We start from the raw sequence: 23269 nt of genomic DNA on the forward strand, positions 1-23269 counted from the left end.
GTTCCGATCCGACGCATGATAGGCAACAGTAGACCGGTCGTCTAGTATGACGGAAAAGCCATCCACACGCGACAGGATCGTCGCGGCGGGACGCAAGGCGATGCTGGAGCAGGGCTATGACGGCACCGGCATCGGCCCGCTTCTGGCGTCGGTAGCGGTGCCTAAGGGCTCCTTCTACCATTTCTTCGCCAGCAAGCAGGATTTCGCCGGCGCGGTGCTCGACGCCTATGCCGGCCAGTACCGCCGGCAGCGGCAGGAGCTTTTCGCCGATGCCAGCCTGAGCCCGCTCGCGCGGATTGCGCGCCATCTGGAACAGGTGGAGCGCGATTCGGTGGCGGAGGCGGAGGTGGCGGGCTGTCTCTATGGCGTGCTCGCCCAGGCCGCCCCGGCGCTGGATGACGGGCTGCGCTCCCAGCTGGCGGACGTCTTCGCCAGCTGGGAGCAGGATCTCGCCGCGCTGATCACTGAAGCCCAGAGCGCCGGCGAGGTCGATCGCGCGCTCGATCCGGTGGAGGTGGCGGCGCACATCATCGACACCTATGAGGGCGCGGTGATCCGGGCGCGGGCCGGCGATGGGCCGGCGGCCTTCGCGCGCCTGCGCAAATTCGCCCTGGCGCTGCTGCGGGGCGGGGCCGGCGCGGAAGGGGCGTGAGACGGGCGTGAGGCTGCCCCTCTCGACAGCCGCCCCGTCGCGACGCGATAAGCGGCACGTCGCTGATCTTCGCCCGCCCCTATCCCGCCCCGGAACGCCGCCCGTGCCGCACGCCCCGCTGATCCGCCTGGAGAATGTCACCCTCTCGCGCGGCGGCCGGGTGGTGCTGGACGACATCTCGCTTGACATCACCGAGCGCCGGGTCGGGCTGATCGGCACCAATGGCTCGGGCAAGAGCTCGCTGGTGCGCCTGCTCAACGGCCTGCTCTCGGCGGAGAAGGGCCGCGTCACTGTGCACGGTTTGGACGCGAAGGAGCAGGCGGGCGACCTGCCGCGCAAGGTCGGCTTCATCTTCCAGAACCCCGACCACCAGATCATCTTCCCCACCGTCGCCGAGGAGATTGCCTTCAGCCTGGAACAGGCCGGCCTGCCGCGCCGGGAGGCCGCGCGCGAGGCGGTGCCGGCGCTCGCTCGCTTCCAGCGCGTGCACTGGGCCGAGCGGCCGGTGCACGCGCTCTCGGAAGGGGAAAAGCAGTTTCTGTGCATCATCGCCGTGCTGGTGATGACGCCGTCGGTGCTTATTCTCGACGAGCCGTTTTCCAGCCTCGACCTGCCCACCCGCCGGCGTCTGGAAACATTGGTCGCCGGGCTGGAGCAACAGGTGATCCTCGTCGCCCATGAGCTCGACGCCTTCGCTAGATATGAGCGGGTGATCTGGCTGCATGAGGGGCAGGTGCGCGGCGACGGCCCCCCCGCCGCGATCATCCCCGCCTACCGCGCCTTCGCCGAGGGTCTGACATGATCTCGCTCTATCTCGCCCAGCGCACCTGGCTGCATGGCGTGCCCGCCGGCTGGAAGCTGCTGGCGCTGGCGCTGCTCAGCCTCATCGCCGCGCCGCTCGACAGCCTGCCGGTGATGGCCGGCCTGCTCGCCGCCGTGCTGCTGCTCTATGCCTCGCTCGGCAAGGCGGCGCTGGCGCAGATCGCGCTGCTGCGCCCGCTTTGGCCGCTCTTTGCCATCCTGCTCGCCTTCCATTGGTGGAATGGCGACGTCGCCGCCGGCCTCGTCGTGCTGGCCCGCATCCTCGCCATGGTGCTGCTGGCCAATGCGGTGACGATGACCACCCGCATGGACGCGATGATGGACGCGGTCGAGCCGCTGCTGGCCCCGCTGGCGTGGTTCGGCGGCTCGCCGCGCGCGGTGGCGCTGGCGGTGGCGATGATGATCCGTTTTGTGCCGCTGCTCTTTGCCCTGTGGGAGGCGCTGAACGAGTCCTGGCGCGCCCGCACCGGCAAGCGCGGCGGCTGGCGCCTGCTCGCGCCTTTCTGTATCCAGACATTGAGACTGTCCCATCACACCGCCGAGGCGCTGGCCGCGCGGGGCGGTGCGCCGCGAGGAACCCGCCGATGAAAGACCGTAACCTCGTTCAGGTCGCGCTCTACGCCGCCATCTTCGCCGTGCTCGGCCTGCTGCCGCGCTTCGATCTGCCCTTCGCCGCCGGCGTGCCGATCACCGCCCAGAGCATGGGGGCGATGCTGGCCGGCGTGATGCTCGGCGCCTGGCGCGGGGCGCTGGCCATGGTGCTGCTGCTGTTCGTCGTCGCGCTCGGCGCGCCGCTGCTGGCCGGCGGGCGCGGGGGGCTCGGCGTGTTCTTCACCCCCTCCGTCGGCTTCATCTTCGGCTGGATCGCGGTGGCTTTTGTGGCCGGCTGGCTCATGCAGGCGCTGCGCAAGGCGCCGGTCTTCCCCGCCGCGCTCATCTCTGCCGTCATTGGCGGCATCGTGGTGATGTACGCCTTCGGCATTGCCGGCCTGGCGCTGGTCGGCGGGCTGTCGGTGATGGATGCCACCAAGGCCTGCCTGATCTTCATTCCCGGCGACGCGATCAAGGCGGTGCTGGTGGCGCTGATCGCGCAGACCGTGGCGCGCGGCCTGCCGGAAGCGCTGCTCTCGCGCAACGCCTGAGGCGATGACCCACACCATCGGCGCCGGCCTGCCCGCCCTCGCGGCGGCGGCACCCACCCGCGCCGGGCTGGTCTGCGACGACGAGGTGGTGAGCCGCGCCGCGCTTGCGTCCCGCATCAGTGCGCTCGCGGCGCATCTGGAGACGCGCACCGCGCCGGGACAGGGCGTGGCGCTGGCCATGGGCAACGGGCCGGAACTGGTGGAAGCCTTCTTCGCCTGCGCCATCAGCGGCCGTCAGGCGCTGGTCTATGATTCCGGCTGGCCCGCACCCTACCGCGCCGCCATCGATGCCGCGCTGGCCCCAAACCTGACGCTGGAATCCCCGGCGCTGGAGGCCCTGCCCAACCTCGCCTCCGCCCCGTTCCCGCCCACGCCAGCGCCGGACGCGCCGTTCTATGTCGGCTTCACCTCCGGCTCCACCGGCCTGCCCAAGGGCTACCGGCGTTCCCACCGCTCCTGGATCGACAGCTTCGCCGCCAGCGCGGCCGAATTCTGCCTCAGCGAAGCGGATGTGGTGCTGGCGCCCGGCGGGCTGGCGGCGTCGCTGCATCTCTATGGTGTCGTCCACGCGCTGCACATCGGCGCGCTGGCGGTGATGATGCGCCAGTTCCACCCCCGCCGGGCGCTGCGCCTCATCGCCCGGCATGGTGTCACCGCGCTCTATGCCACCCCGACCCAGCTGCAGATGCTCATTGAGGCCGGGGCGGGCGAGAGCTTTCCGACGGTTCGCCTCCTCATGATCTCAGGCGCCAAATGGCGGGCGGAAACGCGGGCCGCCACGCTGGCGCTGTTCCCCAAGGCCGGCATCGCCGAATTCTATGGCGCCTCGGAAACCAGCTTCATCACCATTGCCCGGCCGGGGGAGGCGGTGCCGCCCGGCTCGGTCGGCCGGCCCGCTTATGGTGTCACCCTGCGCATCCGCGACGCGGCGGGGCATGACCTCAAGGCCGGCGAGGCGGGGGCGATCTGGGTCAGGAGCACGATGCTGTTCGAGGGATATGCCTGCGGCGACGCGCCGGAAACCCGCCGCGTGGGTGGCTTTCTCACCATTGGCGACCATGGAAGGCTCGACGAGGCCGGCTTTCTCTATCTGCATGGGCGCGAGAAGCGCATGCTCGTCACCTCGGGGCTGAACGTCTATCCCGAGGAGGTGGAAACCGTGCTCGCCAGCCTGCCCGGCATCGCGGAAGCCGCCGTGTTCGGCCTGCCCGACGATTTGCGCGGCGTCGAGCTTGTGGCCGTGCTGCGCGGCGCGGTGGACGAGCCCGCCCTGCGCGCCGCCTGCCGGGGGCTGCTGCCGGCGGCGAAGATCCCGCGCCGTTTCCTCAGCCTGGAGGACTGGCCGCGCACCTCGGGCGGCAAGGCGGATCTCAGGGCGCTGGAGGCGATCGCGCGGGAAAGGTTCGCGCGATGAACCGGGCCTTTATCCTCGCCGCCTGCCGCACGGCGGTGGCCCCGCGCGGCGGCGCCTTTCGTCTGGTCGAGGCGTATGACCTCGCCGCCCCGGTGCTGCGCGCCTGCCTCGACGATGCGGGCGTGGCATCGGATGACGTCGAGCACGTCATCCTCGGCAATGCGCTGTCGGGCGGCGGCAATGTCGCCCGCCTCGCCGCGCTGGCGGCCAACCTGCCGCCCACCGTGCCGGCGCTGACGCTGGACACGCAATGCTGTTCCGGGCTCGACGCCATCCAGCTGGCGGCGCGGCTGGTAGAATCGGGCGCGGCGCAGCTCGTGCTCGCCGGCGGGGTGGAGAGCTTCAGCCGCTCGCCCCTGCGCGCCACCCGGCCGAAGGCGAAGGGCGAGGCGCCGGTGTTTTATGACCGCCCGCCCTTCACCCCCTGGCCGGCGCGCGACCCTGAGATGATCGAGGTTCTGGCCCGCGCGGCGAATGGCTACAGCCGCGAGCGGCAGGCGGCCTTCGCCATCGAGAGCCACGCCAAGGCGCTGGCAGCGCGGGCGCGGCTGGAAGCGGAAATCGTGCCGGTGGCGGGGCTTGCCTTCGACAGCTTCACCCGCGCGCTCACCCCGGCCTTGTGCGCCCGCGCGCCGGTGCTGCACCGTGACGGCGAGAGCGAGGTGGACGCGGCCGGCGTCGCGGTGGAGGCGGACGCCGCCGCCATGGTGCTGGTGGCCTCGCGGGAATGGGCGCAGCGGCGCCGGCAGGCCGGTCGTCCGATCTGCAAGGTGTTTTATGCCCGCTCCTTCGGCGCCGCGCCGGAGAACCCGCCGGAGGCGATCGATCAAGGCTTGATCGACACGGCCTATGACAACGGCCTTATGAATTTCGACATTCTTCACGACCAAGGTGTGCAACTGGACTGGGCACGCATTCCCGTCGTCGAGCTGATGGAAGCCTCGGCCGGGCAGGCGCTGCTGAACTGCCGAAACAGCGGGCTCGACCCCACCACCCTCAATCGCGGCGGCGGGGCGCTGGCGCGCGGGCATCCCATCGGCGCCTCGGGCGCGATCCTCGCCGTGCGCCAGTTCCACGAGCTGGCGCGCGAGGCGCCGCAGGCGCTCGGCCTTTCCGCCATCGCGGCGGCGGGCGGGCTCGCCAGCGTGCTCATGTTGCAGCGCCTCTAAACAGGCGTTTGCCGCGCCCGGCCTCCTTGTGCAGGATGCAGCACGAATCGTCCGCAGAAGACGATCGTTCATTTCGGGAGAAAGGCCGTTGGCCGTATGAACGCGATCTCCTCACGCCAGCAGGACATTCTCGGCCTCGCGCGCGCCCAGGGACGGGTGAGCGTCGAGGACCTCGCCAGCCGTTTCGTCGTCTCGCCACAGACCATCCGCAAGGATCTCAACGATCTGTGCGTGCGCCGGCTGATGTCGCGTGTGCATGGCGGCGCCGTCGTCGCCTCGGGGGTGGAGAACCTCGCCTATGAGGCCCGCCGCGCCATGGCGCAGGGCGCCAAGCGCGCCATCGCCGAGGCCGCCGCCAGCATGGTGCCGAACCGCGCCTCGCTGTTCATCAATATCGGCACCACCACGGAAGAGGTCGCCCGCGCCCTGTCCGACCATGAGGATCTGCTGGTCATCACCAACAACCTCAATGTGGCGACGCTGCTCTACCGCCATCCCCGCATCGAGCTGATCATGGCCGGCGGGCCGGTGCGCCATGCCGACGGGGCGGTGATCGGCTCGGCGGCGGTGGATTTCGTCCGCCAGTTCCGCGTCGACTACGCCGTCATCGGCGCCTCGGCGATCGAGGAGGACGGCACGCTGCTGGATTTCGACTATCGCGAGGTGCAGGTCGCCCGCGCCATCATCGACAATGCCCGCCAGATCATCCTGGTGGCGGATCGTTCCAAGCTGGAGCGCACCGCGCCGGTGCGCATCGGCTCGATGTCGGAGGTCGACACCTTCGTCACCGACACCGTATCCTCCCCCGAGCTGCGCCATGTGTGCCAGCGCGAACAGGTGGAACTGATCGAGGTCGGTTCGCTTGACGAGGACGGGTTCTAGAGCACGCGCCGATCAGCTTGCATCGCAAGCTGATCGGATAACGCGTTCTCTATCTTAGAGTTAGAGTGCGATCCGATCAGATTGGTTCAATCTGATCGGATCGCACTCTAGAGATCCCGCATTGCAACATCGGGGCGGCGCGCGCCGGGGCCTGACTGCCTGCGGCGTCCGCCACGTCCCGCTTCATCGACCGCCGGAGGAGAGACGAATGGAACTGCGCCGCCTCGGACGCTCGGATATTCTGGTGCCGCCGCTGTGCATCGGCGGCAATGTGTTCGGCTGGACCGCCGACGAGCCCACCTCCTTCCGCCTGCTCGACGCGCTGTTCGACGCCGGCTTCTGCTTCATCGACACCGCCGACATGTATTCGCGCTGGGCGGAGGGCCACACCGGCGGCGAATCCGAGGCCATCATCGGCAAATGGATGAAGGCGCGCGGCAATCGCGACCGCCTCGTCATCGCCACCAAGGTCGGCGCCGATATGGGGCAGGGCAAGGTGAGCCTCGCCCCGGACCATATCCGCGCCGCCGCCGAGGCTTCGCTCTCCCGACTGCAGACCGACTATATCGACCTCTACCAGTCGCATTTCGACGACCCGGACACCCCGTTCGAGGAGGTGCTGGGCGCCTATGACGAATTGATCCGGGCCGGCAAGGTGCGGATCATCGGCGCGTCCAACCTCACCGCGCCCCGGCTGTTCGAAGCGCTGGCGGTGTCGACCCGCGAAAAACTGCCGCGCTACGAGACGCTGCAGCCGGAATATAATCTCTACGCCCGCGCCGGCTATGAGGCCGATATCGAGGCGGTCTGCGCCGCCAGCGGCCTTGGCGTCATCCCCTATTTCTCGCTCGCCGCCGGCTTCCTCACCGGCAAGTACCGCAGCGCCGCCGATGCCGGCAAAAGCGTGCGCGGGGCCTCGCTGGTGGAGAAATATCTCAACCCGAGGGGCGAGCGCATTCTCGCCGCGCTCGACACGGTGGCGGCCGCCCATGGCGCCACGCCGACCCAGGTGGCGCTGGCCTGGGTCATGGCCCGCCCCAGCATCACCGCCCCCATCGCCAGCGCCTCGCGGGTGGAACAGCTCGGCGACCTCATCGCCAGCGCCGACCTCGCGCTCACCGGCTCGGACATGGCCCGGCTCGACAGCGCCAGCGCCTGGAAGGACTGACAATGGCGACGCAAAGCCCGGCCGAAATCGCGCGCTTCATCGAGGCCGGGCGCGGCACCGCGCCGGCGGACCTCGTGATCAAGGGCGTCCAGCTGCTGGATGTCATCACTGGCGCCATCACCCGCACCGACATCGCCATGGTGGGGGAGCGCATCGTCGGCACCTATGGCGAATATCACGGCGCGCGGGAGATCGACGGCGCCGGGCTGTTCGCCGTGCCGGGCTTCATCGACACGCATCTGCATGTCGAATCCTCGTTGGTCACGCCGCTGGAATTCGACCGCTGCGTGCTGCCGCACGGCGTCACCACGGCGATCTGCGACCCGCACGAAATCGCCAATGTGCTGGGCGCGGAGGGCATCGCCTATTTCCAGCGCTGCGCCGAGCGCACGCTCATGGACCTGCGCGTCCAGCTCTCCTCCTGCGTGCCCGCCACCACCTTCGAAACCGCCGGCGCGGAACTCGCCGCGCCCGATCTCGCGCTGCTGCGCGGCCATGGCTCCGGCATCGGCCTCGCCGAATTCATGAACTTCCCCGGCGTGCTGTTCGCCGATGAGGGGTGCCTGGCCAAGCTGTCGCTGTTCTCCGACGGGCATATTGACGGTCACGCGCCGCTGCTGCGCGGGCGCGACCTCAATGGCTACATCGCCGCCGGCATCCGCACCGAGCATGAGGCGACGGGGCTGGAGGAGGCGCGCGAGAAGCTGATGAAGGGCATGACGGTGCTCATCCGCGAGGGCTCGGTCTCGAAAGACCTGCACGCGCTGATTCCGCTGATCTCGGCCGACACCTCGGCGTTCCTGGCCTTCTGCACCGATGACCGCAACCCGCTGGACATCGCCGAGGAAGGCCATCTCGACTACATGATCGCCGAGGCCATCCGCCATGGCGCGCCGCTGCACCATGTCTACCGGGTGGCGAGCTGGTCGGCGGCCAATGCCTTCGGCCTCACCGATCGCGGCCTCATCGCCCCCGGAAGGCGGGCGGACATCGTGCTGGTGGATAATCTGGAAGCCTGCTCGGTCCGCCAGGTCATCTCCGCCGGCCGGCTGGTGACGCCGGAACTGTTCGCCGCGCGCGGGCATGTCGCCCCGGTCGGCATGGATTCGGTGAAGGCGCGGAAGGTCGCGGCGGCGGATTTCCGCATCCCGGCCACGGAGAGCGCCACCCGCGTTATCGGCGTGGTACCGGGCCGCATCATCACCGAGGATGTGCGGCTCGACCTGGCCGTCTTCGATGGCGAGAAGCGGGTGGACCTTGAGAAGGACGCGGTGAAGGTCTGCGTGGTCGAGCGGCACGGGCGCAACGGCAATATCGGCCGCGGCTTCGTGCATGGCTTCGGCATGAAGCGCGGCGCCATCGCCTCCTCGGTCGGCCATGACAGCCACAACATCACCGTGGTCGGCGTCGACGAGGCCGACATGGCGCTGGCGGTGAACCGGCTCATCGAAATGCGCGGCGGCTTCGCGGTGGCCGATGGCGGGGAGGTGACGGCCGAGCTCGCTTTGCCCGTCGCCGGGCTGATGGCGGACACCTCGTTCGAGGAGGTGCACGACGCGCTGATCCCGCTGCGCGCGGCGGCGAAGGCGCTGGGCGTGGTGCTGGCCGAACCGTTCCTGCAGGTGGCGTTTTTGCCGCTGCCGGTCATTCCGCATCTGAAGATCACCGATTTCGGCATGTTCGACGTCAACGCCTTCGCCCTGCTGGAACCCGCCCCACCGCCGGCCGGCAATGGGTGAACCTGTCGCGCCCCCGCGTCACGGCCCCGTGCGGGAGCGCTGCGGCGATGTGCGCACCCCGTGTCCCGGCCCAGCGGAGGCGTAGCCGAAGCGCCGCGCCGGGACCCAGGGGAAACCGCCGCCGGCATCCCCCCGGCTCCGCCTTCACACCGTCATGCCCGGGCCCGGCCCGGGCATCCACGCCTTCCGGTGCCCCGCTCTCACACCGTCATGCCCGGGCGTGGCCCGGGCATCCACGCCTTCCGGGGCCTCGCCGTCACACCGTCATGCCCGGCCCGGCCCGGGCACCCACGCCTTCCGGGGCTCCGCCTTCACACCGTCATGCCCGGGCCCGACCCGGGCATCCACGCCTTACCTTTGGCTCGGGCGGAAGACGTGGATCCCCGGGTCAAGCCCGGGGATGACGGCGCGTAAAGGGAGGGCGTCGCGCATGGGGGAAGGCGTGTGCGGGGAACGGACTCCCCCGCACCCCTCCCGTCCGCCCGCCCGATCTGCTAGACCCGGCGCGTCCCGTCAGAGACCCCCCGCCCATGGCCCGCCTGCGCTCGTCCGTTTTCCTCCTGCTGCTCGTCCTGTGGACGGTGCTGCTCGCCGCGACCATTCCCTATTTCGCGTGGCTCGACCGGCCGCACGCCACCCGCCGCTTTTCGCGCTTCTGGGCCGGCGGGGTGCTGGCGATATTGCGCCTCGTCGGGCTTTCCTACCGCACCATTGGCGAGGAAAACCGCCCGCCCGAGCCGGCGCTCTATGTCGGCAACCACCAATCCGCCTTCGAGACCATCGCCGCCGCCGTGCTCATCCCCGATGTCGCCATCGTGCTGAAGGAAGAGCTGTACCGCATCCCGGTGTTCGGCTGGTTCCTCAAGCGCTCGCCGATGATCGCCATCGACCGCGCCGGCGGCGCCTCCTCGGTGAAGAAGATGTTCCGCGAGGGCCGCGAGGCCAGCGAACATGGGCGCAACCTGCTGATCTTCCCCGAAGGCACCCGACGCGCGGTCGACGAGCGGGCCGAGTTCCATCGCGGCGTGCTGCTGCTCTACAAGGCGCTGGACCTGCCTGTTGTGCCTGTCGTCAACAATGCCGGCCTGTTCTGGCCGGCGCGCAGCTTTGCCATCCGGCCGGGCACCATCACCGTCTCCTATCTGCCGCCCATTCCGCCCGGCCTGCCGGACCGCGAGTTCATGGCAAGGCTGAGCGAGGCGATCTATGCGGAACGCGACCGGCTGGTCGCGCAGGAGGGGAAGGCTTCATGAGCGAGGCGGGCATCGTTATCCTCGGCGCCGGGCAGGGCGGTTTCCAGGCCGCCGCCTCGCTGCGCGATTGCGGCTATGCGGGCCGGCTGGTGCTTGTCGGCGACGAGCCGGGCCTGCCCTATCAGCGCCCGCCGCTGTCCAAGGCCTATATGAAAAGCGAGGCCGGCATCGAGCAGATCGAGCTGCGCGCCGGCGCCTTCTACGCCGACCACCGCATCGAGCTGGTCAACGCCCGCGCCACCGCCATCGACCGGCCCGGCCAGCGCCTGCTGCTGGAAGACGGCACGGCGCTGCCCTATGCCCATCTCATCCTCGCCACCGGCGCCCGCAACCGGCCGCTGCCCGTGCCGGGGCATGATCTCGCCGGCGTGTACTATCTGCGCACCCTGGCCGATGCCGACGCGCTGAAGGGCAAGCTCGCTGTCGCCCGCCGCGTGGTGGTGATCGGCGCCGGCTTCATCGGGCTGGAATTCGCCGCCGTCGCCCGCGCGCTCGGCCATGAAGTGACGGTGCTGGAAGGCGCCGGCCGCGTGCTGGCCCGCGCCGTCTCGCCCGAGATGTCGGCGTTTTTCGCCCACGCCCACGCTGCCATGGGCACGAAGCTCGTGCTCGGCGCCGGCGTGGTCGGGCTGGAAGGCGAGGGCGGGCACGTCACCGGCGTCGCCACCGGTGATGGCACGGTGCACCCGGCGGATTTCGTGCTGGTCGGCATCGGCGTGGTGCCGAATGTCGAACTGGCCGCCGCCGCCGGGCTGGAGGTGGCGAACGGCATCGTCGTCGACGCGCATCTGGCCACCATGGATCCCGCCATATCAGCGCTGGGCGACGCGGTGGCCTATCCCAGCCGCTTCGCCGCAAAAGACGGCACCACCCATGTCCGGCTGGAATCGGTGCAGAACGCCGCCGACCAGGCCCGCAGCCTCGCCCATCGGCTCACCGGCAGGGTGTCCCCCTTCGACGCGGTGCCGTGGTTCTGGAGCGACCAGGCCGACCTCAAGCTGCAGATGGTCGGCCTCGCCGCCGCCACCGACAGCGCGGTGCTGCGCGGCGACCCCGCCTCGCGCCGCTTCTCGGTGTTCCGCTTCCGCGACGGCGTGCTCACCGCCATTGAGAGCGTCAACCGCCCCGCCGACCACATGCTCGGCCGCCGGCTGCTCGCCGGCACGCCGGCGATCACGCCGGCGCAGGCCGCCGATGAGAGCTTCGAGCTGAAGAGCCTGCTGGCGAAATAGCGCGCCGGGTGCGTCGCTGGCCTGTTTGCTCTCATCGGCCTGATCGTCCACCTCATCGGCCTGACTAGCAGGCGGGAAATCGGGCGCTTACACTCGCCGGGAACCTCTCCCCCCGGAACTTCCGATGGCTTTTTCGCTGCGCCAGCTTCAATATCTCGTCGCGGTGGCGGAGAACGGTTCCGTCTCCTCGGCGGCGCACACGCTGTCGATCTCGCAGTCGACCGTGACCGAGGCCCTGCGCGAGCTGGAGCTGGACCTCGGCATCAAACTGCTGGAGCGCCATGCGCGCGGCGTCGACCTCACCCTCAAGGGCCATCATTTCCTGCGCCATGCGCGCAAAATCCTCAGCGATGTCGCCGATGCGCGGCGGGCGCTGGCGGGGCCGGAGATGGCGGCGCTCACCGGGCGCCTCGCCGTCGGGGTGACGCCGCTGGTCGCCGGCTACATCTATTCCGACCTCATCGCCCGCTTCCGCCGCGCCTTTCCCGGCGTTGCGGTGGAGGCGGTGGAGGATGCCGGCGATTATCTCGAACATCTGCTGGTCGGTGGCGAACTCGATGTCGCGGTCATGGTGCTGCCGCCCGGCCGGCACTCGGCGGCGCTGCAGACGCAGGCGGTGGAAATCTCGCCCTATCGCGTGTGGCTGCCGCTCGGCCATCCGGCGCTGGCGGCGGAGCGGGTCAGCCTGCGTGATCTCGCCGAGGAGCCGCATGTGCTTCTCACCATTGACGAAATCGCCGAGGCGTCGGAAATCGTCTGGCGCCGGCTCGGCATCCGCCCGCCGGTGGCCTTCCGCACCCGCTCGGTGGAGGCGGTGCGCTCGCTGGTGGCGACCGGCGCCGGGGTGGCGGTGCTGCCGGACCTCACCTACCGGCCCTGGTCGCTGGAAGGCGACAAGATCGAGGCGCGCACGCTGATCGACAATGTGCCGGCGGTGGAGGTGGCGACCGCCTGGCGGCGCGGCTCGCCGCTCTCCCCCGCCGCCGCCGGCTTCGTCTCCATCGCCGCCACGCGCCATGGCGGGCGCGGGCGGTAGAGGGGGCGGGCCTTGTTTGCCGCGCCCGTCCCGCGTTCCCCGGGCAAGCCTGCGGTCCCATTCGCAGATGCGTTCCCCGGACAAGCCGCGCTGGTGCGGCGCCGATCCGGGGCCCAGGGGGCCGGGCGCGGGCGGGCGGCTTCTCGCTGCCACCTCTCAGAGCATTGCTGAAGCGTCTTCCGCGGGGTCCCGGCTCCGCGCTTCGGCTGCGCCTCCGCTTGGCCGGGACACGGGGGAGAGGATGCGCTCCGTGCACCCCATTCCCGCCCTCATCCCCAGGCGTGCCCCGGGGACCCAGCCGTGCCGGGAGCGGGCCGGGTCACGCCCGGCCTGAGGGCTGGCATGCGGGGAACACGGCCACTATCTGCCCATTCCCTACTCATCGGTTTATCCGATAGCAGCCTTCTGATCTTTGGTGTGGCGCTGGGCCCGACGCAGCGTCACACTCATTCCAAAGGGCCGCTATAGCCCGCAGAACAGAGGGAAACAGACCATGCCGCGCCTCTCGCATTATCTGCGTCTGCCGGCGCTCGCCGCCAGCGCCTCTCTCGCCTTAAACCCTGTTTTTGCTGCGGAAATGACCTCGGTCGGCAAGGGCGAAGGCCAGGTCGATATCGTCGCTTGGGCCGGCTATATCGAGCGCGGCGACACCGACAAGGCCTTTGACTGGGTGACGGAATTCGAGACCAAGACCGGCTGCAAGGTCAATGTGAAGACCGCCGGTACTTCCGATGAGATGGTCGCGCTGATGAATGAGGGCGGCTTCGACCTCGTCACCGCCTCCGGCGACGCCTCGCTCCGCCTCATCGCCGGCAAGAAGGTCGCGCCCATCAACACCAAGCTGATCCCGAGCTGGGGAACGGTGGACCCGCGCCTGCAGGACGCGCCCTGGCACACGGTGAACGGCGTGCATTACGGCACGCCCTATCAGTGGGGCTCCAACGTGTTGATGTACAACACGGAAGCGTTCAAGGGCGAAGCGCCCAAGAGCTGGAATGTGGTGTTCGAGGAGCAGACCCTGCCGGACGGCAAGTCCAATAAGGGTCGCATCCAGGCCTTTGACGGCCCGATCTACATCGCCGACGCCGCGCTCTACCTGATGACCCACAAGCCGGAGCTGGGCATCAAGGACCCCTATGAGCTGACCGAGACGCAGTACAAGGCCGCGCTCGATTTGCTGCGCCAGCAGCGCAAGATCGTGCAGCGCTACTGGCACGACGCCATGATCCAGATCGACGACTTCACCAATGAGGGCGTCGTCGCCTCCTCCTCCTGGCCGTTCCAGGTCAACCTGCTGCAAAGCCAGAAGAAGCCGATCGCCTCGACCATTCCGAGCGAGGGCGCCACCGGCTGGGCCGACACCACCATGATGCACGCCGACGCCGCGCACCCGAACTGCGCCTATATGTGGATGGAGCACTCGCTGAGCCCCAAGGTGCAGGGCGATCTCGCCGCCTGGTTCGGCTCGGTGCCCGCCGTCCCCGCCGCCTGCAAGGGCAATGAGCTGCTGGGCGCGGAAGGCTGCAAGACCAATGGCATGGAGGAGTTCGAGCGCATCCATTTCTGGCGCACGCCGGTGGCCAAATGCGCCACCCAGGCCGAAGGCTGCGTGCCTTATTACCGCTGGGTGTCGGACTACATCGCCGTCCTCGGCGGGCGGTAGGACTTCCTCCATGCGACGTCATCCTGAGGTGCCCGGGCGAAGGCCCGGGCTTTGAGGGAGGGGCGTTCTGGGGCCCATCGTCGAGCATCTTCGCGGCGCGCCGCGCGGCTCGCCCACTCCCGAATGCCCTCATCACCGGGCTTGACCCGGGGACCCAGGCCCGCTGTCGGCTTGCCGTCATATTCTGGGTGGCCGGGTCAAGCCCGGCCATGAGGGGCCATCAACGCCCGACCACGGCAGAACGCGCGCAGCGCCCTGTTTCCAGTCTTCCTAACGGCCCCTGGATCTTCCTCATGCATGCCCACGCCGCCCCCATCGCACTTCCCGCCGTTCGATTCGCCAGCGTTGTCAGGCATTTCGGCGTGGTGCGGGCGGTGGATGGCGTCGATCTCTCCATCGCGCCGGGTGAGTTTTTCGCCATGCTCGGCCCGTCCGGCTCGGGCAAGACCACCTGCCTGCGCCTGATCGCCGGCTTCGAGCAGCCCGATGCCGGCCATATCGAGATTTTCGGCGAGACGGTGGAAGGCCTGCCGCCCTATCGCCGGGCGGTGAACACCGTGTTCCAGGACTACGCGCTGTTCCCGCACCTCTCGGTCGGCGACAATGTCGCCTATGGGCTGCGCGTGCGGGGTATTGGCCGAGCCGAGCGCGACCGGATGGCCCGCGAGGCGCTGGCCATGGTCAAGCTCTCGGGCATGGAAACCCGCCGCCCCGCGCAACTCTCCGGCGGCCAGCGCCAGCGCGTCGCCTTGGCCCGGGCGCTGGTGGTGCGGCCGAAAGTGCTGCTGCTCGACGAGCCGCTGGGCGCGCTCGACCTCAAGCTGCGCGAGGAAATGCAGAGCGAACTGAAGGGCTTGCAGCGGGCGCTCGGCCTCACCTTCGTCTTCGTCACCCATGACCAGAGCGAGGCGCTGTCCATGGCCGACCGCGTCGCCGTGTTCAATGAGGGGCGGATCGTGCAGGTCGGGCCGCCGGAAGAGGTCTATGAGCGCCCGGCGACCCGCTTCGTCGCCCGCTTCGTCGGCTCGGCCAATGTGCTGGAGGCACCGCAGGCGCAGGCGCTGGGCGGGCCGGCGCGACCTTCCAGCCTGCGGCCGGAGAAGATCGCGCTCCTCGCGCCCGGCGCTCCGGTGCCGGAAGGCGCGGCGCTGGTGGAAGCGCGCGTCACCGACGTGTCCTATCAGGGCCCGGTGCGCCGCGTCAGCGTGCTCACGGGCGAGGGGCTGGCGCTCACGGCCGCCATCCCCGCCACGGCTGCGGGGGTGATGGCGGGTGCCACCGTCCGGCTCGCGGTGCCGAGGTATGCGGTGCGGCCGATGGAGGGCGAGCAATGAGCCTTGCCAGCCTCGATCTGCCGGCCCCGCGCGAGGGGCTGCTGCGCCGCCTCTCCGACGTGCTGGTGCGCCGGGCGCGGCTGCTGACGCTGCTGCTCCTGCTGCCGCCGCTGCTGTGGCTGGGGCTGGTCTATCTCGGCAGCCTGTTCGTGTTCCTCGGGCAATCGGTTTTTTCGATAGATGAGTTTTCAGGCACCATCGTCCGAGAGCCGACCACCGCGACGCTGCTGGAGCTTTTCCGCCCCGCCAATCTCGACATCCTGCTGCGAACCATCGGAATTGCCGGGGCCGTCACCCTGCTGTGCGCCATCATCGCCTTCCCCATCGCCTATTACGCCGCCCGCTATGCCGGGCCGAAGGTGAAGGCGGCGTTCTATCTCGCCGTGATGATGCCGCTGTGGTCGAGCTATCTGGTCAAGGTCTATGGCTGGAAGCTGCTGCTGGCCAAGGAAGGCGCCATAGGCTGGTTCGCCGGCCAGGTCGGCCTCGGCGGCGCGCTGGAGGCGTGGCTGGACCTGCCGCTGGTCGGTGGGCCCTCGCTCTCGGTCAGCTACACCGGCATGGTGCTCACCTTCACCTATCTCTGGCTGCCCTTCATGATACTGCCCGTGCAGGCGGCGCTGGAGCGGGTGCCGCCGCATCTCATTGAAGCGGCAGGCGATCTCGGTGCGGCGCCCGGCCTCGTCTTCCGCACGGTGATCCTGCCGCTGGCGATGCCGGGCGTGGTGGCCGGCGCGATCTTCACCTTCTCGCTGACGCTGGGCGACTACATCGTGCCGCAGATCATCGGTACCTCGGCGCTGGTGCTAGGGCAGGCGGTGTACACGCTGCAGGGCACGGCCGGGAATATCCCGCTGGCGGCCGCCTTCTCGCTGGTGCCGATCCTGGTCATGGCGGTGTTCCTCACCCTCGCCAAGCGCACGGGGGCGTTCGATGCGCTGTGAGGTCGGGCGTATCGGCAATCTCGATGGGAGCATCCTTCCATGACCCGCGCCCCGCTCTCGCTCAAGATCGCCGCCCTTGGCGGGCTCGCCTTCCTGCACATCCCGCTGCTGTTCATCCTGCTCTACTGCTTCACCACGGAAGAGAAGAGCTACGCCTTCCCCCCGCCCGGCTTCACGCTGAAATGGTTCGGCGTGGTCTGGGGGCGGGCCGATATCTGGGCGGCGGTGGGGCTGTCGCTGAAGGTGGCGAGCATCGCCACGCTGCTGGCGCTGATCCTCGGCACGCTGGCGGCCGGGGCACTGGCGCGGGCGCGGTTCTTCGGCCGCGAGCCGATCTCGCTGCTGTTCGTGCTGCCCATCGCCCTGCCGGGCATCGTCACCGGCATCGCGCTGCGCCAGGCCTTCGGGTTGATGGAGATCCCGTTCTCCGTCTGGACCATCGTGCTCGGCCACGCCACCTTCTGCATCGTCGTCGTCTACAATAATGCGGTGGCGCGCCTGCGCCGGCTCTCGCCCTCGCTGATCGAGGCGTCGATGGATCTGGGCGCCGATGCCTTCCAGACCTTCCGCCTCGTGGTGCTGCCCAATATCGGCACCGCGCTGCTGGCGGGCGGCATGCTCGCCTTCGCGCTCAGCTTCGACGAGGTCATCGTCACCACCTTCACCGCCGGCCAGCAATCGACCCTGCCGATATGGATGCTGTCCGAGCTCATCCGCCCGCGGCAGCGGCCCGTCACCAATGTGGTCGCCGTGCTCGTGATCCTCGTGACTTTCCTGCCCATCCTCGCCGCCTATTACCTCACCCGCCATGGCGAGGCGGTGGCCGGCGCTGGAAAATAGGAGACGCCCATGACTGCCCTTTCCGATACCGAAATGCTGATCGGCTCTTCCTTCGTCGCCGGCACGGAAACGCCGGAAACGGTGCTGAATCCGAAGACCGAGGAAACGCTGATCGAACTGCCTGAGGCGTCGCCGGACCAGATCGACGCCGCCGTGAACGCGGCCGACAAGGCGTTCCGCACCTGGTCGCGCACCACGCCGGCCGAGCGCTCCTACATGCTGCTGAAACTGGCAGATCGCATTGAGGCCGAGGCGGAATCCTTCGCCACGCTGGAGGCGCTGAACTGCGGCAAGCCGCGCCATGCGGTGCTGAACGACGAACTTCCCGGCGTGGTTGACTGTTTCCGCTTCTTCGCCGGCGCGGCGCGCACCCAGCACGGCATGGTCGCGGGCGAGTACATGGCGGGCCACACCTCGATGATCCGCCGCGACCCGATCGGCGTCGTCGCCTCGATCGCGCCGTGGAACTACCCGCTGATGATGGCGGCGTGGAAGCTCGCCCCGGCCCTGGCGGGCGGCAATACGGTGGTGATCAAGCCTTCCGAGCAGACGCCGCTTACGCTGCTGAAGTTGGCGAAGATCATTGCCGACATTTTCCCCGAAGGCGTGGTCAACGTCGTCGTCGGGCGCGGCGAGAGCGTCGGCAATGCGCTGATCAACCATCCCAAAGTGGCGATGGTCTCGCTCACCGGCGATATCGCCACCGGCAAGAAGGTGTTGACCGCCGCCGCCAAGACGGTGAAGCGCACCCATCTGGAACTGGGCGGCAAGGCGCCGGTCCTCGTGTTCGACGATGCCGACATTGAGGCCGTGGTCGAAGGGGTGAAGGTGTTCGGCTACTACAATGCCGGGCAGGACTGCACCGCCGCTTGCCGCATCTATGCCGGCGCCAAGGTCTATGAAAAACTGGTGGCGGACCTCGCCTCTGCCGTCTCCGGCCTCAAATTCGGCCGGGCGGATGACAGCGAGAACGATATCGGCCCGCTGATTTCCGCCCGCCAGCGCGCCCGCGTCGCCTCCTTCGTCGAGCGTGCGTCCGAGCTCAATCACATCGAGATCGCCACCGGCGGCAAGGTCGCTGGCGGCGCGGGCTCCGGCAAGGGGTTCTTCTACGAGCCGACCGTGGTGGCCGGCGCCCTGCAGTCCGACGAGATCGTTCGCCGCGAAGTGTTCGGTCCGGTCGTGTCGGTCACGCGCTTCAGCGATGTCGACGAGGCGGTGGGCTGGGCCAATGACAGCGATTACGGCCTCGCCTCCTCAGTGTGGACGCGGGATATCGGGCGCGGCATGGCCACCGCTTCGCGCCTGCAATATGGCTGCACCTGGGTGAACTGCCATTTCATGCTGGTCAGCGAGATGCCGCATGGTGGGCTGAAGCAGTCCGGCTATGGCAAGGACCTCAGCGCCTATGCGCTGGAAGACTATACCGTCATTCGTCATGTGATGGTGAAGAACGCCTGATGTGGCGTGGCTTTGCGCAAAGGAGCAGGGCGACGCATCAGCGTGGTCGGCACCACGGCGAAGATGGAGTATGATGTTCCGGCAGCCTCGCGAATGTGATCGTCGAGGCGCCATGTGACACATAATTCAGTTGGAACTGTTCCTCATATCTGTTGTGTCGCAGCATGGATTTTCGTGCTTTCCGACACAGTCTCATGGGGGCCTGATGCGACGTGGAACCGGCGTGCTGCTGACGATCGCCGCTCTTGCGGGAGCCGGCTGGCTTGCCCATGAGCGGGGGTGGGTCGAGACGGAAGCGCTGTTTGGCGGACGCAGCCAGGCGAACGCCGCGGCCCAGCCCGCCACGCCGCGCGCGGTTCCGGTCGAGGTGGCGCCGGCCCGAGCGGCGTCTGTGACGACGGATATCTCGTCCATCGGATCGCTGCAGTCCGATGAATCGGTGCAGGTCGCCCCGGAGGTGTCGGGGCGCATTCAGGAAATCCGTTTCCAGGAAGGCCAGCACGTGAAGGCCGGCGATGTGCTGGTGCAACTTGATGCGGCGCTGGTGAAGGCCTCGCTCGACGAGACCGAAGCGCGGCTGGAGCTCGCCGAGGCCAATTACGACCGCGCCCAGCGCCTGCAGAAGACGGGTTCGGGCACCGCCCGCGCCCTGGATGAGGCGCAGGCGGAACTTAACACGTCGCGCGCTTTGCTGAACTCCCAGCGGGTGCAGATTGCCAAGCACACCATCACCGCGCCATTTGACGGGGTTGTCGGCCTGCGCACGGTGTCGAATGGCGCCTATATCGCGGTTGGCACGGAACTGGTGAACCTTGAGAAGATCGACACGCTAAAGTTGGACTTCAAGGTGCCGGAAACCCAGCTCTCCAGCATCGCCGAAAACCAGACCGTGACCATCACGCTGGACGCGCTGCCCGGCCGCAGCTTCACGGGCACGATCTACGCCATCGATCCCATGGTCGACATTAATGGCCGCTCGCTCAGCGTGCGCGCCCGGCTCGACAACAAGAACCTCGAATTGCGCCCAGGCTTGTTCGCCCGCGTTGTTGTGCAGGGAAGCCAGGCGCGTGACGCCGTCTTTGTGCCGGAGAGTGCCATCGTGCCGCGCGGGCAGGAGCGGCTGGTCTGGCAGATTGTCGACGGCAAGGCCCAGCAACTCAGCGTTCAGCTTGGCCAGCGCGCGAAAGGCGAGGTCGAGGTCAAGGGCGTTGCCCCCGGGGCCTCCATCGTCGTGGCCGGGCAGGGGCGCCTTCAGGCGGGCGTCGGGGTGGAGGTGGTTGCGCCGCCGCCGGCACCTGAAGGCTAAGGCCGGTCATGGGTATTTCCGAACTCTGCGTCCGCCGCCCCGTCTTCGCGACGGTGCTGAGCTTGCTGCTGATCCTCATCGGCATCGTCTCTTACGGCCGCCTTGCGGTGCGAGAATACCCCAATATTGACGAGCCGACCGTGTCGGTCGTCACCACCTATCCCGGCGCGTCGGCCAGCATTGTCGAGAGCCAGGTCACGCAGGTGCTCGAAGGCTCCATTGCCGGCATCGAGGGCATCGACGTTCTTGAATCGACCAGCCGTTCCGAATCGAGCCGCATCACGGTGCGATTCCGGCTGGAGATCGACCCGGATGTCGCGGCCAGCGACGTGCGCGATCGGGTCAGCCGCGTGCGCCAGCGCCTGCCGGACGAGATCGACGAGCCGGTCATTTCCAAGGTCGAGGCCGACGCTCAGCCGGTTCTGTTCGTCGTCTTCCGCTCCGACCGCATGTCGAGCCTTGAACTGTCCGACTATATCGACCGCTACGTCGTCGACCGCTTCAAGAACATCAGCGGCGTCGCCGATGTGCAGATCTATGGCGAGCGCCGCTACGCCATGCGGATCTGGATCGATCGCGAACGTCTTGCCGCCTATAGCCTCACCGTCCAGGACGTGGAGGATGCGCTCAGCGCCCAGAACGTCGAAATTCCCTCCGGCCGCATCGAGAGTGTTGACCGCGAATTCACCGTGCTCTCACGCACGGCGCTGACCACGGTCGACCAGTTCGACCAGATCGTCGTCAAGCGGGCCGATGGCGCACAGGTGCATCTGCGCGACGTCGCCCGCGTCGAGCTGGGTGCTGCCGACGAGCGCCGGGCGAGCCGGTTCAATGGCGGCGCGGCCATCTTCATCGGCGTGATCAAGCAGGCGGTGGCCAACCCGCTGGATGTCTCCGCCGGCGCGCGCGCCGTGCTGCCGGCTGTCAATGAAAGCCTGCCCGAGGGCATGACCGCCACCATCGGCAACGACAATGCGGTGTTCATCGACCGCTCGATCGAAGCGGTGTTCCACACCATCTTCGAGGCGGTCATCCTGGTGGTGCTTGTCATCGTGGTGTTCCTGCGCTCGTTCAGGGCATCGATTATTCCGATCGTCACCATCCCGATCTCACTGGTCACCACATTCGCCATCATGTACGCCCTGGGCTTCAGCGTTAACACATTGACGTTGCTGGCTTTTGTTCTCGCGATCGGCCTCGTGGTCGACGATGCGATCGTCGTTCTGGAGAATATCTTCCGCCACATCGAGCACGGCATGAAGCCGATCCCCGCCGCCATCAAGGGCGCGCGCGAGATCGGCTTCGCCGTCATCGCCATGACCATGACGCTCGCCGCCGTCTATGCGCCCGTCGCCTTCGCGCCCGGCCGCACGGGCCGGCTGTTTCTTGAATTCGCGTTGACGCTGGCCGGTGCGGTCATCATCTCAGGTTTTGTGGCGCTAACGCTGACACCGATGATGTGCTCGCGCCTGCTCAAACATGAGGGCAAGCCTGGGCGTGTTTCGGCTTTCATCGAAGGGTGGCTGCGATCCATGGAGAGCGGCTATCGCCGCCTGCTCGCCACGACGCTGCGGATCCGCGCCCTGATCCTGCTACTGGCGCTGATGGTGGCCGGCGCCAGCGCCTTCTTCATCGTTGTGCTGCCTTCGGAGCTGTCGCCGGTCGAAGACCGCGGTGTGATCCGCGTTTCCGGCAGCGGGCCGGAGGGCTCCACCCTTGCCTACACGACCCGCTACACCAACCAGATCGACCAGATTGTCTCCAAAGAACCCGAAGTCGATAGCGTACTGATCATCAATGGCTTTCCCGAAGTACACCGTTTCCTGGTGATCGGCCGGCTGAAGGATTGGGACGAGCGCGATGTGCGCCAGCAGGAACTCGTGACCAAGCTGACGCCGGAGCTGCGGCGCATCGCCGGCATCAATGCCTATGCCAACAACCCGCCCTCCCTCGGCGCGTCCAATAATTCGCGGCCGATCGAGTTCGTCATCCAGACATCCGGCACGTATGAGCAGCTCGACGACTATGTGAACCGCTTCCTAGAGCGCGTCCGCGACTATCCCGGCCTCGTCAGCCTCGACAGCGACCTGAAGCTGAACAAGCCGGAGATTTCCATTGCGGTGGATCGCGCCAAGGCGGCGGATCTCGGCATCGACATCGCGGTTCTTGGTCGTACGCTGGAGAGCCTACTCGGCGGCCGGCAGGTGACGCGCTTCGAGGTGGGGGGCGAGCAATACGACGTCTATGTTCAGCTGGACGCCAGCGACCGTTCGACGCCTGCGACGCTCGACACGATCTATCTGCGCTCGGCGGGCGGTGAGATGGTGCAGCTCTCCAATCTCGTCACCGTGCGCGAGAGCGTCGCGCCGCAGGAGCTGAAGCGCTTCAACCAGCTGCGCTCTGCCACTATCTCCGGCAATCTGGCGCCGGGCTTCTCTCAGGGCGAGGCGCTTGATTTCCTTGACCAGACTGCCCGCGAGGTGCTGCCGCAGACCGTGCAGACGGATGTTGCCGGCCAGAGCCGCGAGTTCCGCGCCGCCGGGCAGAGCCTCGTGGTGGTTTTCCTGCTGGCGCTGGGATTTATCTATCTCGTTCTCGCGGCACAGTTCGAGAGCTTCCGTGACCCGGTCATCATCATGCTCACGGTTCCCCTGTCGATGACCGGGGCGCTGGCGGCGCTTTATTTTACCGGCGGATCCCTCAACGTCTATTCGCAGATCGGGCTGGTGACGCTGGTCGGGCTAATCACCAAGCATGGCATCCTGATCGTCGAATTCGCCAACCAGCAGCAGGAGGCGGGGCTTGACCGCCGGGCCTCGGTCATTGAGGCAGCCGTGCTGCGGCTACGGCCTATTCTGATGACCACTGGAGCGATGGTGCTCGGTGCTGTTCCGCTGGCACTGGCGAGCGGTGCCGGCGCGGAGAGCCGGGCTCAGATCGGCTGGGTCATTGTCGGCGGCATGACTCTGGGCACGCTACTCACCCTGTTCGTGGTGCCGGTGGTCTATTCGTTTATCGGGCGCGTCCATCACACGCCCCATGCCGAGGTCGCTCCTGGCATTGTCCATACGCCGGCCGAGTAAGAGCGGGAATGAAGCGCGGGTATGGGGGAGATGCCCCGGGCCCTTGCTGCTGACGGGCCTTGTCCGACGGCGTTATTTGATGGCCCAGAAGTGCAAGCATTCCTCGCACAATTCGTCGGATTGGCAGTA

19 protein-coding genes are annotated in these 23269 nt (G+C 68.1%); all 19 read left to right on the top strand.

The window, feature by feature from the left end; all coding sequences use genetic code 11:
* Positions 1–46: 46 nt before the first annotated feature.
* Entirely contained in the window at positions 47–652 is a 606-nt protein-coding gene (locus A3M1_RS0114285) for a TetR/AcrR family transcriptional regulator (protein ID WP_018389663.1), read from the top strand.
* Positions 653–755: 103 nt separating this feature from the next.
* Positions 756–1454 (top strand): energy-coupling factor ABC transporter ATP-binding protein, encoded by a 699-nt coding sequence (locus tag A3M1_RS0114290; RefSeq protein WP_018389664.1) that lies wholly within the window; start codon positions 756–758, stop codon positions 1452–1454.
* Positions 1451–2062, top strand: coding sequence for an energy-coupling factor transporter transmembrane protein EcfT (locus tag A3M1_RS0114295; RefSeq protein WP_018389665.1), 612 nt, complete (start codon positions 1451–1453; stop codon positions 2060–2062). The genes A3M1_RS0114290 and A3M1_RS0114295 overlap by 4 nt, the downstream gene beginning before the upstream one ends.
* Positions 2059–2616, top strand: coding sequence for a biotin transporter BioY (locus A3M1_RS0114300; RefSeq protein WP_018389666.1), 558 nt, complete (start codon positions 2059–2061; stop codon positions 2614–2616). Before A3M1_RS0114295 ends, A3M1_RS0114300 begins: the two co-directional genes overlap by 4 nt.
* Positions 2617–2620: 4 nt before the next feature.
* A complete protein-coding gene (locus tag A3M1_RS0114305; protein WP_018389667.1) occupies positions 2621–4030 on the top strand; it encodes an AMP-binding protein in 1410 nt (469 codons plus the stop codon).
* On the top strand, positions 4027–5199 hold the full coding sequence (locus A3M1_RS0114310; protein WP_018389668.1) for a beta-ketoacyl synthase N-terminal-like domain-containing protein: 1173 nt from the start codon (positions 4027–4029) through the stop codon (positions 5197–5199). Before A3M1_RS0114305 ends, A3M1_RS0114310 begins: the two co-directional genes overlap by 4 nt.
* Before the next feature lie 96 nt (positions 5200–5295).
* Positions 5296–6081 (top strand): DeoR/GlpR family DNA-binding transcription regulator, encoded by a 786-nt coding sequence (locus A3M1_RS0114315; RefSeq protein ID WP_018389669.1) that lies wholly within the window; start codon positions 5296–5298, stop codon positions 6079–6081.
* Between the two features lie 208 nt (positions 6082–6289).
* Complete coding sequence (locus tag A3M1_RS0114320) at positions 6290–7249, top strand: aldo/keto reductase (protein ID WP_018389670.1); 960 nt, start codon at positions 6290–6292, stop codon at positions 7247–7249.
* 2 nt (positions 7250–7251) lie between these two features.
* Complete coding sequence (gene ade, locus A3M1_RS0114325; RefSeq protein WP_018389671.1) at positions 7252–8988, top strand: adenine deaminase; 1737 nt, start codon at positions 7252–7254, stop codon at positions 8986–8988.
* A 530-nt stretch (positions 8989–9518) separates the two neighbouring features.
* Entirely contained in the window at positions 9519–10241 is a 723-nt protein-coding gene (locus A3M1_RS0114330) for a 1-acyl-sn-glycerol-3-phosphate acyltransferase (RefSeq protein WP_018389672.1), read from the top strand.
* Positions 10238–11473, top strand: coding sequence for an NAD(P)/FAD-dependent oxidoreductase (locus tag A3M1_RS0114335; protein WP_018389673.1), 1236 nt, complete (start codon positions 10238–10240; stop codon positions 11471–11473). The genes A3M1_RS0114330 and A3M1_RS0114335 overlap by 4 nt, the downstream gene beginning before the upstream one ends.
* Positions 11474–11597: 124 nt before the next feature.
* Positions 11598–12509: a LysR family transcriptional regulator gene (locus A3M1_RS0114340; RefSeq protein ID WP_018389674.1), complete on the top strand. Its 912-nt coding sequence runs from the start codon at positions 11598–11600 to the stop codon at positions 12507–12509.
* Between the two features lie 493 nt (positions 12510–13002).
* The gene (locus tag A3M1_RS0114345; RefSeq protein ID WP_018389675.1) at positions 13003–14172 is read left to right on the top strand and encodes an ABC transporter substrate-binding protein; all 1170 of its coding nucleotides are present in this window, start codon (positions 13003–13005) and stop codon (positions 14170–14172) included.
* A 293-nt stretch (positions 14173–14465) separates the two neighbouring features.
* Complete coding sequence (locus A3M1_RS0114350; RefSeq protein ID WP_018389676.1) at positions 14466–15506, top strand: ABC transporter ATP-binding protein; 1041 nt, start codon at positions 14466–14468, stop codon at positions 15504–15506.
* Entirely contained in the window at positions 15503–16450 is a 948-nt protein-coding gene (locus tag A3M1_RS0114355; protein WP_018389677.1) for an ABC transporter permease, read from the top strand. The genes A3M1_RS0114350 and A3M1_RS0114355 overlap by 4 nt, the downstream gene beginning before the upstream one ends.
* 39 nt (positions 16451–16489) lie before the next feature.
* Positions 16490–17290, top strand: coding sequence for an ABC transporter permease (locus A3M1_RS0114360; RefSeq protein ID WP_018389678.1), 801 nt, complete (start codon positions 16490–16492; stop codon positions 17288–17290).
* Positions 17291–17299: 9 nt separating this feature from the next.
* Positions 17300–18751 carry a gamma-aminobutyraldehyde dehydrogenase gene (locus tag A3M1_RS0114365; protein WP_018389679.1) on the top strand — a complete coding sequence of 484 codons (1452 nt, stop codon included), beginning with the start codon at positions 17300–17302 and terminating at the stop codon, positions 18749–18751.
* 205 nt (positions 18752–18956) lie between these two features.
* Positions 18957–20057: an efflux RND transporter periplasmic adaptor subunit gene (locus tag A3M1_RS0114370; RefSeq protein ID WP_026221322.1), complete on the top strand. Its 1101-nt coding sequence runs from the start codon at positions 18957–18959 to the stop codon at positions 20055–20057.
* 8 nt (positions 20058–20065) lie between these two features.
* Positions 20066–23140: an efflux RND transporter permease subunit gene (locus tag A3M1_RS0114375; protein WP_018389681.1), complete on the top strand. Its 3075-nt coding sequence runs from the start codon at positions 20066–20068 to the stop codon at positions 23138–23140.
* The last annotated feature ends 129 nt before the right edge of the window (positions 23141–23269 follow it).

It is taken from the genome of Ancylobacter sp. FA202, assembly GCF_000380205.1.
Taxonomy (GTDB): Bacteria; Pseudomonadota; Alphaproteobacteria; order Rhizobiales; family Xanthobacteraceae; genus Ancylobacter.